Genomic DNA, 12,977 nt, shown 5'->3' with positions numbered 1-12,977 from the left:
GTCAAGTTCACGACCAACACCAGCGGTTACATCACCGGCATTCGCTACTACAAGAGTTCTGCCAATACCGGTACACATACCGGCAGCCTATGGTCGAGCTCTGGCACACTTTTGGCCACCGCGACCTTCACCGGCGAAGGCGGAAGCGGCTGGCAACAGGTCCTCTTTTCGACGCCTGTCGCCGTGACCGCTGGGACAACATACGTTGCCAGCTACCACACGACGTCGGGCCACTACGCCGTGAATCGGTCCTATTTTGCTTCGTCCGTTACCAGCGGCCCGCTGCAAGTGCCAGCCAGCGGCGGAGTCTATCTGTACGGAGCGGGCGGGTTCCCGACGCAATCCTTCCAAGCCAGCAACTACTGGGTCGACGTCGTATTCAGCACGACTCCGCCAGCGCCAGACACCACGCCGCCGACAGTGACTGCGTTCAATCCGGCCAATGGCGCAACAAACGTCGCGACCAGCGCCCCCTTGACGGTCAGCTTCAGCGAAGCGCTGAATGCCGCGACGATCACTTCGTCGACCGTCACGCTACGCAATTCCAGCAATGTCACGATCCCGGTCACGGTCACGTACAATGCCGCGACCAACACCGCAACGCTGACCCCGACCAGTCCGTTGTCTTATGCCACAACCTATACGATCACGGTTGCCGGTGGAGCAAACGGCGTGAAGGACATAGCCGGCAACGCACTGGTGGCCAACGATACGTCTACGTTCGCCACGGCCAGCCAACCGGCCAGTTCGAGCTTGTTTACAGCCTCCGCCACGCCCGCCACCGTCGACAGTGGCGACACGCAGGCGGTCGAGCTAGGCGTGAAGTTCACAGCCTCCTCGAACGGCTTTATCACGGGCGTGCGATTCTACAAGAGTGCGACCAATACCGGCATCCACATCGGCAGCCTGTGGTCGAGTTCGGGCGTGCTCTTGGCCACCGCCACATTCACTAGTGAGGGGGCCAGCGGCTGGCAGCAAGTCAACTTCGCCACACCCATCGCTGTTACGTCCGGGACGACCTACGTCGCCAGCTACCACACGACCGTCGGGCACTACTCGGTGACACGATCTTACTTTACCTCGCCCGTTACGACAGGCCCGTTACAGGCGCTCGCCAATGGTGGCGTTTACATGTACGGGGCCGGAGGATTTCCCACGCAGACCTATCAATCCAGCAACTATTGGGTCGACGTCGTGTTCACGCCGAGCTGAGGCCGTTGCGGACCAACACCTCAGGCGCATTGTCACCTGACCGAGCAGATAACCCGAAGAGTGTCGCGGTGTGTTTTAATTACACTACGGGCTCGGTAGCATCGCACATCGCTTCTGCTGCGGCGGCAAGAGCTTGGTTCGCCGAGATCGATGACTCGGACTCGGCCGTCGCTGGACGGATGCGACCGACCAGCCACAGGCTGAGAATAGTCGCGATCGCCGACAGCACGCCCACGATCGGGAAATTCTGCAGGCTCCTGTCCGTCGATTCGACAATGATCAGCCCGCCGAGGTAAGCGCCCAGTCCAGCGGCCAGATGTTGCACCGACGAGCTTGCGCTCATGAATCCGCCGCGACGGGCCGGCGTGACGCTGCCGGTAATCATAGCCATCGCGGCTACCATGCGGCCTGAGTTGCTGACCATCAGGGCTGCCACGACGCCCACCGCAACTGCCGTCGGCACCGGAGCAAGATTCGTGACCACCAACGTCATTACGGCCGACGCCGGCGCCACGATGCGGAATACGCGCAGTTTGCCGTAACGATCCGCCAACCTGCCAATCAGTGGTGAAGTGATCAAGGTCAGGAGGCCGCCAGCGACAAACAGCAGAGGCAATTTGCTTTCGGCCATACCGACATTGCTGACCAGATACGTGCTGACATAGGGAAAGACGCTGAAGCCCGAGAACATCAATGCCACGACCAGTGCGAACGCATTCAGGTGATTGGGCAGGGTGAAGGTATCAATCAAAAGTCGCAATGGGTGCAGCTGCGCAGCGCCCTGGGAAATGTGGCCACGCAGCGGGGGCAGCGTCACCGCTGCAATCGCCAGCACCGGACATCCCAACGCGGCCAGCAATAAAAATGGTGCATGCCAGCCAAAGCGAGTGCCCAAGTACAGGCCGAAGGGAACCCCGACGACCGAAGCCAGGGCGAAAGCCGACATGAGCGCGCCTGTAGCGCGACCGCGCCGCTCCTCTGGAAACACGTCACCGATAATTGCCAGAGCCATGCCCCCTAGGATGCCTCCAAAAGCACCGGTCGCAAGGCGTGCCCAGACTAAGGTCGTATAGGTCGGCGCTAGTCCGCACAACAGTGTGCCCACTAAAAAACCCGAGTTGAGTCCTAGAAACGCCACCTTGCGCCCAAAGCGATCGGCCAACGATGATGCGACCAGGCCAGCAATTCCTGCTGCCAGGGTGTACGAGGAAACGACAAGGCCAAACTGTGCGGGCCCGATTTCCAGGCTGCGCATCAATTGCGGACCCAACGGCATGATGACCATGAAGTCGACAATGCTGGTGAATTGCACCGCGGCCAACGTGAGCAGCACGATCCGCTCTTGTGAGCGGTTCTCTACACCCTTCGCACCACTTGCATCGATCGGGTCCTGCACGAGAGTCAACGAGAACCTCCCGATTTAGTTTGACGTTTCACTTTATCTGTCTGCATTGATTCCACGCATTGAATGACGCCGAAGGCAGCGTGTTGCGCGATAGTCGGCAACGGACTCTATGCGGTCAGAGCTTTATTACTTATTGCCCGTCTTCGCCGCGCGACCTAGACGGCATTTAGCGACATTCCACTGCGATCGAAGGCGTGCTCCACGCTCGACCAAGATCGGAGAGCAGGATAACGCGACGCAATCTTCTCCCAAGATGTTGGAGACAACTGGTCTCAATTTAGGTTCGGTATCATCCGTTGCTGGCAAAATGCGCGGAGCTGTGCCGCGACGCCGACATCGAAACCATCGGATTCGCCCAATGGATCCTCGCCGGTTTGAAAAACAGGCGCTTTACGAATCCGTAATGCCCATTTGCAGATCAGCGAGACCTGCTTCGCAATAGTGCCGGCGAATTATCACAACGACCGAGGGCGCGGGCAATGGCAACCAGGAAGACGACGGCTGCCAAAGCGAAAGTTGCTGGCAGTTGCCGAAGAACCACTCACTCAAACGAAGTGCATTAACCCGCCGGACATTCGGCCCCGTTCGTCGGCCAACGAGCACTCCGTCTCAAAACGCGGCCGTGGGTCACTTATCGGCCCATGGGAGGTGCTTAGCCTGGTTGACACACGTGCACCTGCCGCTTAAGTTTGCCCTGTATCTGTCAAGTCTCACTTTCGACTCTGGGCCAGCTAATACAGGCAAAAGCCGACCTTTCGCGCCCGGCCCGTTGGGCCGCACCACATGCCGTCGCTCGGCACTCTAATTTTCGTTCGCGTCAGCGACAGCCGGTGGTAAGCCTCGGCGATTTCTGTCCCTGCATTTGCACCGCCCCTTTGGGTGGCCCTGGAGTCATACATCGATGAGATTATGGTATGTTTTGCCCGCCGCTGCTTTGATACTTGAATCGGCAATTGGAACAAGCCACGCGACCGTGACGTTGTTTGAGACTTTCAAGACCCAGTTCTTTGCCCAATCGAGCGATCTCGGCGCACCTGTGCCGACTGGCTATTCGTTTGTGCCGCGCTTGACGGTCAGCGACCCATCCGATGTTGCAAATGTCTCGGTTGTGGCGCCTAAGAACACCCTTAACCTGACTTCCAACGACGGATTGACGTATGACGGTGATCAAGGACTGTTCCTGAGCAAGGCGGCGATGGATTTTGCGTATCCAAATTCAACCTATACGTTTCAAATTGCGGGCGGCACGCTTGGATCGCAATCGGGAGCGATCGATATTTCTGCCGATCAGTACGCAAATAATGTTCCGCAATACACTGGCGGCACGTACTCACTATTTCAGAATCTCGATGTGTTCCAGCCGAACTTGATCTCCTGGAATGGTTTTCAAACCACGTCCGGCGCGAACACGCCTTTGACGTTTCTCACGATTTTCGACCAATCGGGAGCTGTGGCCTTCACGACGCAGGGCACAAACTTGCTCACCGATGCCCTGGTGCCTGCGGATACGTTGCTTCCGTCCAGCAACTATACCGTCGACCTCGTGTTCTCGAATCGACAGATTGACGCGACAAATAACTTTGGCGGAAGCTCGACGTCAGTCGCCTTCGACCTGCGCACGGAGTTTTCGTTCACGACAAACGTTCCAGAGCCGTCCACTCTAACGATGGCCGTGCTGTCCGGACTTGCGCTGTCAATGTTTTTTGGCCGGCAGAGATGGCGATGAATTGTCCATGCCGGGGGCTACACGTTAACGATCGCGCCATCGGCAATCCGAGCCCTTTTGTTTACTGATCCAGAGCGCGCGCATTTCGAAGCACAAACGCGACTAGCTCCGGACATTCGAAAAACCCCGGCCACATGTTGTGACCTTGCCCTTTGGGAACCAGAAGTTCCATCTTTCCGGACAGCGCGGCATAGCGCGTGGCGATCAGGGCAGAATTGTGCTCTAGCGGCACTGTAGTATCGACGTCGCCGTGAATGGCAAACAGCGGCACCTTCGCTTTCGCGAGAGCTTCCAGGCGATCGGGTGGATTGAATCGGGAGAGTTTCGACTGTAGGTCGTCGGCCGTCAGACCATACGCGCCTGCCGCCTTTGCAACGCCCGGATAACTGGCGATATTGCAGACGGGATAAATGCCCGCGATGCCGCTGACCTTATCGGCGTTCTCACAGGCCCAGCAAAGCAACATTAATCCTCCACGGCTGCGTCCCAGCAGCACGGGCAGAGGAGAAAATCCGCGCTCGTTTACCAAAGTCTCGTAAAATCGCGTGTATTTCGTCTGGCCATCTGGGCTGCCGTAGGATTCTCCTACGTCAATCCCAGCGATGCCAATCCCTGCGGCCACGAACCGTTCGAACATCCAACGTTCGGAGTCACCGGGCAATCCGGCGAGTGTCGGTGCGTACCACACCCACGGAATCGGGCGTTTATCTGCGGCCGCCGGGGGCAGGATCAAAAATGCCTCGTTCCTATTAACTGTGAACGTCTCTCCTGGCAAAGGCAGCGTTTTATTCGCAGCAGCGCGCGGGGCGACAGATGTCTGCTGCGCGAAGGAAGTGTGACGCTGGGCTGTTGCCAGCAATAAAGCTACCAAAATACTCGTTACTATCGCGCTGCGGCGTAACACGGTTCATCCTCGCGTGAAAGCTAGAATACTCTCGATCGTCCGTTTGTGGCGGCAATACCGGAAAAACGCTCTGCATTACGAATGTCCGAGCACGGGATGGACTTCGTACGGCTCGGCAAGCGACTTTAGCTCTTTAGCGTCCAGTTGGACACCCAGTGCTGCCACGGCGTCGTCAAGATGTTGCATCTTACTCGCCCCCACGATGGGCGCTGTGACACCGGGCTGTGCGAGTACCCAAGCGAGTGCCACTTGTGCATTGTGGATTCCTCGCCGTTGGGCAATTTGGCTCACTCGCTCGACGACCCGAAAGTCAGAATCTTTGTAATAAAGTCGTTGGCCGAAGTCGTCGGTTTTGGCACGGAGCGACTCTCCGAAGTCCTCTTTGCGGCGATTTCCGGCCAGGAATCCCCGCGCTAATGGGCTCCACGGAATCAGGCCGATGCCCTGGTCCCGGCAGAAAGGGATCATCTCCCGTTCCTCTTCGCGGTAGACAAGGTTGTAGTGATTCTGCATGGTCACAAAGCGTGTCACACCCATCGCGTCGGCGGTGAAGAGCATCTTGGCAAACTGCCAGGCGTACATCGACGAAGCCCCGATATAGAGTGCCTTGCCCGCCTTGACTACGTCGTGCAGCGCCTGCAGGGTTTCCTCAATCGGCGTTGCGTGATCGAAACGGTGGATCTGGTAGAGATCGACATGGTCGGTTTGCAGTCGTCGTAGACTCTCGTCGATCGAATGCATGATGTGCTTGCGAGAGAGGCCGCTGTCGTTGGGCGCATCGCTCATCGGGTTGAAAACCTTGGTCGCGAGAACGACCTGGTCGCGCGCCGGGCCGAAGTCTCGCATGGCCCGCCCAAGTATCTCTTCGCTTGCGCCGAGTGAATACATGTCAGCCGTATCGAAGAAGTTGATACCAAGTTCCAAGGCGCGGCGAATAAACGGACGCCCCTCTTCTTCCTCTAGCACCCATTCGCGCCAACGATTGGTGCCGTAGGTCATCGTACCGAGGCACAAGCGAGAGACTTTCAATCCCGTCGATCCGAGTCGCACATAGTCCATGACTTTCCACTCCTAGCAATGTGTCCTGACGTTATCGTACGCTCGCACCGTCGAATACCAAGACAATCGTACTAGAAGTCAACGGACCGCACTCAAGCGGCGGGCGAGAAACTGAAGTGATTCGGAAATCGTTGGGCGTTCATGATTGGTGCGCGGCCGCTGCACTCAGTTGTCTGAGGAGGCGTCTCTAGTTAAAGTGGGGCTAACGCTGCACCCGTCGTTGATTTCGGATGGTGTACTCCTAATATCGCGTCGATTGATTCTTGGGCGAGTGACGATGAATCGTAGTCGGACCGCAAGGCGAACATCAGTTACTCCCGAGCGGCAAAGTGGAGAGGTCCCTAGGGTGGGTCGTCAAGCGACCGCGACGTTTGCACTACGTGCAATCGGAGCGATCGCGTGACAGCTCAAAGGGCGATAACGGAGGAGGCGACCGCGGCCGTCCCGGTCGGCCGACTCGCTACCTGGCAAGTGGCCGCGGCTGGAGCGTTGCTCGCGTGCTACTTTATCTTGGCGCTGACGGCCGTCGCGGAAAAATGCACTACCTTCGACGAGCCGTACCATCTGGCAGGTGGATACACGTATTGGAAGTTCGGCGACTTTCGCATCCATCCAGAAAACGGCAATCTGCCACAGCGATGGGCTGCGCTGCCGCTATTGTTCGGGGACTACCAGTTTTCTAGCCTCGACGATCAATCGTGGCGAACGTCGTTAAAAGAATCGATCGCTCCTCGATTCCTGTATTTGATGGGGAATGAAGCTGACGACATCCTGCGGCGCGGTCGAGCGATGATCGCCGTATTAGGAGTCGTGCTTGGCGCGCTTGTATTTGGTTGGACGCGTCGGCTTTTGGGCCTGACGGCGGCGTTTATCAGCTTGACGTTGTATGTGTTCTGCCCGACGTTGCTCGCGAACGGGGCTCTCGCTACCTCTGACATGACGGCCGCCTTGTTTTTCACTGCCGCGGTGGCCTGCCTGTGGTCGGTCTTGCACCGCGTAACGTGGCAGAAAGTGTTCCTCAGCGCTTTGGTTATGGCGGGCCTGTTCGTCGCCAAGTTCTCTGCGCCAATGATTATTATCGTCGGCGCCCTGCTGGTAGGCGTGCAGATTGCGTCGCGGCAACCGCTAATCGTTTCGTGGGGAAAGACAGCGTGCCAGATTCATGCGCGCCGTCGTCGGCTGCTCGCGCATCTGGCGGTATTGGGCATTCATGCGATCGTGGTATGGATCGTGATTTGGGCGTGCTACAACTTCCGCTATGAGATGTTTCATCCGGCGATGACGGCCGTCGATTCGTCGGGAGAACAACCCGTTGTGGTCGATACCATGCAGCCGAGCTGGGACACGTTGCTCGAAAACGACGGTAGCGTGATTGATCAGTTCATCGTCACGTCGCGAGAACTGCATTTCCTGCCCGAGGCCTATTTGTACGGCTTTGCCTACGCGCGATATTTTGCCCAGGGGCGGCAGGCCTTTCTCAATGGAGAGTTCAGTACCACGGGTTGGCCGCAATTTTTTCCCTACTGCCTGCTGGTCAAGACTCCTTTGACGCTACTGATATTGTTGGTGCTGGCCATGATTGCCATCTGGAATTCATGGCAGACTACCGACGATCGTTCACCGCGTCAGCACCGCGCGCGAATGATCGCCGGGCTGTATCGGGCCGCCCCATTGTGGTCGTTGTTTCTGGTCTATTGGGCGTTCGCTATCACAAGTCATCTGAATATCGGCCACCGGCACCTTCTGCCCACATATCCAGCCATGATCATTCTGGCCGGCGGCTCCGCGCTGTGGTTATCTCGGCTTGTCGCTGGCAAAGCGATTAAGTCATCTTCGACGAGCGCGCCGGAAGACTCGCAGCCTGGCAATGGGTCAACAAATTGGTTGAATTCGCGGCGACATCCCGCTCTGGCCCTGATCTCGCTCGGTTGCGTCGGTCTGTTTGTCCTGGAATCCCTCTGGCAATGGCCCAATTATTTGACGTATTTCAATCAATCGATTGGTGGGCAAAAGTACGCCTATCGTCACCTCGTCGACAGTTCGCTCGATTGGGGGCAAGATCTGCCCGCGCTCGGGAAGTGGTTGACGGACCAGGGACTCGACAAGTCGCCAAACAAGGTCTACTTGTCGTACTTCGGCATGGGCAGTCCCAAATACTATGGAATCGACGCGACCTGGCTGCCGTCCGGCGCCGCCCTGGCCGAAGTCGTTCCGAAGCGCTTCGATGAGGGGACGTACTGCATTAGCGCCACGATGTTGCAGTCGGCCTATACGGCCTTTCCGCGTCGTTGGAATCCTGGTTACGAAAAGGTTTACCAGCAGTTACGCGCGAATCTCATCAATTATAACCGCACCGGCAACGATCCATTGGCGCGACAGAGGTTCTTGGACCAGTCCGGTGGCCAGGACGGGGTCAGCCAAATGATAACGTCATTTCACACGGCCTCTTTCGCACGGCTTTGTAGCTACCTGCGCGGGCGCGAGCCGGATGCCGAAATCAATTACTCGATTCTCATCTACCGGCTGAGCCGAGCCGACTTACAGCGTATTCTGGAAGGACCACCGTCGGAATTGACGACTGAGCCACCCGCCGCGACTGGCAAAACGCGCTGATCCCTCGGACGCTGGCGGGTGATGCCAGCAACCGGCTTGCCGTCGGGCACTTCACGTCTGACTTTTGTCGCCCGCCGTTTCACATGCCGCATCGGCTGCTAACTGAAGCTCAGGTGGCCATTCGCTCGGGCGGCCGACGAATTGGCAGTGTGGTTGGTGCCGTCGCATCCTTTCGCGGATACTGAGCCTCGAACAGTTTTCCCAAGGGGCCAATTACCAGCGCTGGCAACAGCACGAGATTCGCTGCCAGTCCCACCATCAATAGCGCAAGGAGCATCCACGCAAAACGACTGGAGGGTAGGAAGTCGCTGAAGACGAACACCAGCATCCCAAGCCCGCAGATGAGCGAGCTTTGCACCATGGCGAGGCCGCAATGTTGATGCGCGGCTTGGGCCGCATCGCGACGCGATTGTCCGGCCTCCAAGCCTCTGCGGAAAAACGTCAGATAGTGAAACGTGTCGTCGATCGCGATCCCCAAGGCAACGCTGGCCGTCATTACGGAGCCGATATCCAGGGGAATTTCGAGCCACCCCAACAGGCCGAACATCAGCACTGTCGGAAAAAAGTTCGATATCATGGCCACGATCCCTGTCAGGATGCCTCCTTGGGCGATTGTCATGACGATTGTGATCATGGCAAAATCGGACAAGAAGCTGGTAAATAAATCACGCTTCAGTGCCCGCTGAATCTCATGGACCAGCGGCATGATGCCGGTCACCCGACAGCTAATCCCGGCCGATGGGTTGACTATGCCACCCCGTCCGGCGATCCGTTCGCGGATTGTCGTCAAGACGTCCGCATAATCGATGTTGCCTAGCGCGCTGGTGAAGGCCGTCAGGCGCCACTGTTGAGACATCCTGGTTTCGTGCAGGTAACGGTGCCTCACAAAATAGGGACGTGCCTCGCTGAGAAAGTCCTGCAGAAAATCGCGGTATTCGGCACTTGTCTGGTCGATATCGGCGGGCACGGTCGGCATGAAGTTTACGCACGACATGGTATCCCGCACATCCGCAACGCCGCGCAACTCGTCTCTTGCCCGTTCGACCAGATGGTATCGATCTGGCAAAGACAGTGGACAATCATGCGCAAAATCGAGAACCACTTCGACGGGGACCAAGGGACCGACGTGTTCTTCGATCCAGGCATAGTCTTCTAGAATGCGGCTGTGGCGGCCGAACAACGTCTGAATGTGTACTGACGTGGTGAGCCACTGAATTCCCCAACCGCCTCCCGCCATCAGCAGGACCGATCCGACCACGATCAATAGATGATAGCGCATGACCATGCCGCTGAGCGAATCCCACGCTTGACTGCGGGTGTGTGAGCCGTCGACATTTTGGGGTCCGCCCACACTCAGGCTCTTGGGTTTCCACGCGGCCAGCGTGCCTGGCAGAAACGCCAGAACGACGCCCAACGTTAGTAGGACGCCGATTGCGCCATATGCGCCAAAACTACGGATCGGCGCCAACTGACTGACCACCAAAGATCCGAGGCCGATCGCAGTTGTCGCCGCGGCCAATACGCAAGGCAGCCAGCCCATGTGCAATGCGCGCCAGGCGGCCTCTTCGGGACTGTGTGACTTACGTGCGTCCAGGTAATAGTTGATTAGATGAATGCCGCCCGAGACTGTTACCACCTGGATCAACGGAGGGAGCACGATCAACAGGGCGCTCACCTGGTCGCCACAAATGTGGATCAACGCCAGCGTCGCGCCTTCGCAGTACAGGGATAACCCAAAGACCAGAATCGCCCCGGGCAGCCACTTCAAGCACCACCAGCACAGTAAGAACACGCAAAGCGCCGACGGCACCGCGAAACGATCGAGCGCCGTATGACTGGCTCGATCGACCATCAATCCGTCCATGACGGGACCGGCCAGATGTTGCGCGTCGTATGGCACCTGGCAATGCTTGCTGAGTCCGGCGCGAATCAAATCCACCACGTGGGCACGATCGGCCAGTCCTGCCGGCGTGAGCGTTACGACGGCGCAGGTCGTCTCCCCATCAGGTCCGAGCAGCGTGCCGCGCAAACGTTGTTTGGCATCGACCTGTTTTAGCCGCAAGGGGGGCGCCACGAGCCCCGCGATCGCATCTGGACCACAAGATCACTTGGGCAATGTATGGCTTTCCGGCACTATCGCTGAACAAGTCAGGACGGTGCAGGCTTTTGCTCAATAGTGCCAGCGCCGGCGAATCGATCGTGCAACCCGCCCAACTGACGATCAGCACTTCGCCCGAACCGAAATCGCTGCGAAACCGCTCGTACTCTTGCCGCGGCCGAAACGAGGCGGGAACCCACTCTAACGGCGAGTTCGCGTTGGTGCGCAGCGCTTGACGAGCACCGTCAGCAACGACGGGCAACAGGCATAGCGCATAAATCAAGAGTAGTTGAAAGCGGCGTTTATGAAGGGGCATCGACCCAGGCCTCTATGCAGCCCTGCGAGAAGGTACGTCGGATCGCTCTTTATTCCCAGACGGATTTCGCGCCAAAGCCTGTAACGGCCGGCGCGCCAGCGGTCCCCAGGGCACACCCGGATACCCGGGAACGGATGCCTTATATCGGCGATAGCTGTCTCCCAGGTAGAAAGTCAGCCGACGGTCCTTGAGCGAACTACCTAGAAAAATGTACGAGGTCCAAACACCCGCCAGGATCGCGCGATCGATCGTCATCAGCGGTGTAAACCAGATGAGACCGATAAAACTGAGATACACCGGGTGCCTTAGCAGCCTGTATGCACCCGTCGGTTCAAAGCGCCGTTGCGGTAGAGGAGTGCCACGAAGCCAATGCCACCATGGCGTCCAGCCGGTTTGGTAGCCCAGCCCCGTCAAACTCAGGCTGTAGAGGATCGCAATCCAAGATGCGAAGAAACCTATCGTGAGCGCCGTCTGGCCGATGCCTGACGCCTGCCAGATTATGGTTGAGCACGGTTGCCAGCTGGCGATCATCAGCAGCAAGGTCAGGCAGGTGACAACACAATAGTAGCATCCATAAAATGCCGATGGAATCACGCGCCTCAAACGGTTGCGCACCGCCGGCAGCAGCAACAGGCTGTGTGGCACTGTGAACTGCAGCGCTAGCAGCGCATCGACCCGCATGCTGCCGTACGCATCCGTCGGTGTCGTCGATCCCTTTAGGAACCAAAACAAATGCCACACCGTCACGGCAAACAAGACGTGTGTGGCGATACCAAAGGTAAGGCCAGCAATGCGACGCATCCATGCTCGCTTTTAACTAGAGAGTACGCTCGGCGATGAAGCATCCATTCTGCATCGCACCGGTACGATACGCTTGAAGAATCGCGTCGAACCGATCAAGGAATAGCACACTATTGGCATCGACGGCGCGGGCCAGCCATCGCACACCACTGCGGCGCACTCGCTCTTGACAGATTTCCCAGGTGCGCGTCACGGCCGAAGTCCAGTCCTGGAACCGAACCGACATCAAGCCGGAGTTTTGCATCCAGGTTGTGTAATCCTCCGCGGTGCCGAGCGAAGGACAGAAGAAGCCCTCTCAGACGCGATGCACACGCGACATCATGTCTGAATCGCACGAGCTGCCAGCTAACCATGCGCAAATGGCAACCCGTCCGCCTAACCGTAACCATTGTGCCACGCGCTGAAAGAACTGTCGCTTGTCGAAGAGGTGCTCGGTGCATTCGATGCTCCATACCACATCGAAGGCTTGCGAATCAAATGCCACCTGTTCGGCATCCGCGCAAAGAAACTTGGCTCGCCCGGCGACATGATGCCAACGCGCGGCACATTGCGCCCATTGGCGCTGTACGGGGCTAATCGTGACCCCAGTAACGTCGCAGGCGAAATGAGAAGCCAGGTGGATTGACGAAGAACCCATTCCGCAGCCGACATCCAACACGCGGTCGCCTCGCCGAATGTTGGCCTCACGGGCTAATGTCTCGGTTAGAACAAGTCTTCAAATTGCCTGAATCGATGAAAAACGTTACGACTCCGCCCTCTTGGTTCTCAAGTCAAGGAAGACGGAGCCGTAACAATGAGTGCGAATTATCCCAGCGATTTGACGGACGGACAATGGCAATGGAT

10 protein-coding genes are annotated in these 12,977 nt (G+C 57.8%); 4 read left to right on the top strand and 6 right to left on the bottom strand.

All coding sequences use genetic code 11. The features are described from left to right. The coding region (locus VGG64_13860) for a DUF4082 domain-containing protein (protein ID HEY1600689.1) at nt 1-1,212 on the top strand (1,212 nt) is incomplete at its 5' end. Between the two features lie 79 nt (nt 1,213-1,291). On the opposite strand, the gene VGG64_13855 is transcribed toward VGG64_13860, so the two are convergent. Next, nucleotides 1,292-2,608, bottom strand: a complete 1,317-nt coding sequence (locus VGG64_13855; GenBank protein HEY1600688.1) for an MFS transporter — start codon at nt 2,606-2,608, stop codon at nt 1,292-1,294. Between the two features lie 910 nt (nt 2,609-3,518). Here VGG64_13855 and VGG64_13850 point away from each other — a divergent pair. Next, a complete protein-coding gene (locus tag VGG64_13850) occupies nt 3,519-4,343 on the top strand; it encodes a hypothetical protein (GenBank protein ID HEY1600687.1) in 825 nt (274 codons plus the stop codon). A gap of 61 nt (nt 4,344-4,404) precedes the next feature. Here VGG64_13850 and VGG64_13845 read toward each other — a convergent pair whose 3' ends face one another. After that, the gene (locus tag VGG64_13845) at nt 4,405-5,076 is read right to left on the bottom strand and encodes an alpha/beta hydrolase (GenBank protein ID HEY1600686.1); all 672 of its coding nucleotides are present in this window, start codon (nt 5,074-5,076) and stop codon (nt 4,405-4,407) included. Between the two features lie 246 nt (nt 5,077-5,322). Further along, nucleotides 5,323-6,306 carry an aldo/keto reductase gene (locus VGG64_13840; protein HEY1600685.1) on the bottom strand — a complete coding sequence of 328 codons (984 nt, stop codon included), beginning with the start codon at nt 6,304-6,306 and terminating at the stop codon, nt 5,323-5,325. 399 nt (nt 6,307-6,705) lie between these two features. Between VGG64_13840 and VGG64_13835 the strand changes: the two genes are divergently transcribed. Beyond that, nucleotides 6,706-8,919 carry a hypothetical protein gene (locus VGG64_13835; protein ID HEY1600684.1) on the top strand — a complete coding sequence of 738 codons (2,214 nt, stop codon included), beginning with the start codon at nt 6,706-6,708 and terminating at the stop codon, nt 8,917-8,919. 109 nt (nt 8,920-9,028) lie between these two features. On the opposite strand, the gene VGG64_13830 is transcribed toward VGG64_13835, so the two are convergent. The 3 genes from VGG64_13830 to VGG64_13820 form a co-directional block, all read right to left on the bottom strand. Beyond that, entirely contained in the window at nt 9,029-10,993 is a 1,965-nt protein-coding gene (locus VGG64_13830; protein HEY1600683.1) for an MMPL family transporter, read from the bottom strand. 352 nt (nt 10,994-11,345) lie between these two features. Beyond that, a complete protein-coding gene (locus VGG64_13825; GenBank protein HEY1600682.1) occupies nt 11,346-12,134 on the bottom strand; it encodes a hypothetical protein in 789 nt (262 codons plus the stop codon). A 16-nt stretch (nt 12,135-12,150) separates the two neighbouring features. Beyond that, a complete protein-coding gene (locus tag VGG64_13820) occupies nt 12,151-12,378 on the bottom strand; it encodes a hypothetical protein (GenBank protein HEY1600681.1) in 228 nt (75 codons plus the stop codon). A 144-nt stretch (nt 12,379-12,522) separates the two neighbouring features. On the opposite strand from VGG64_13820, the gene VGG64_13815 reads away from it, so the two are divergent. Beyond that, the gene (locus tag VGG64_13815; protein ID HEY1600680.1) at nt 12,523-12,759 is read left to right on the top strand and encodes a hypothetical protein; all 237 of its coding nucleotides are present in this window, start codon (nt 12,523-12,525) and stop codon (nt 12,757-12,759) included. Nucleotides 12,760-12,977: the final 218 nt, after the last annotated feature.

It is taken from the genome of Pirellulales bacterium, from assembly GCA_036490175.1.
Taxonomy (GTDB): Bacteria; Planctomycetota; Planctomycetia; order Pirellulales; family JACPPG01; genus JACPPG01.
The sequence above is the reverse complement of the archived record's forward strand: the minus strand, read 5'-3'. Positions and strand labels throughout refer to the sequence as shown.

What these genes read in the sequence shown, in the direction of transcription:
- VGG64_13825 (HEY1600682.1), bottom strand. Translation starts at nt 12,134, where the DNA reads ATGCGTCGCATTGCTGGCCTTACCTTTGGTATCGCCACACACGTCTTG.
- VGG64_13850 (HEY1600687.1), top strand. Translation starts at nt 3,519, where the DNA reads ATGAGATTATGGTATGTTTTGCCCGCCGCTGCTTTGATACTTGAATCG.
- VGG64_13820 (HEY1600681.1), bottom strand. Translation starts at nt 12,378, where the DNA reads ATGCAAAACTCCGGCTTGATGTCGGTTCGGTTCCAGGACTGGACTTCG.
- VGG64_13840 (HEY1600685.1), bottom strand. Translation starts at nt 6,306, where the DNA reads ATGGACTATGTGCGACTCGGATCGACGGGATTGAAAGTCTCTCGCTTG.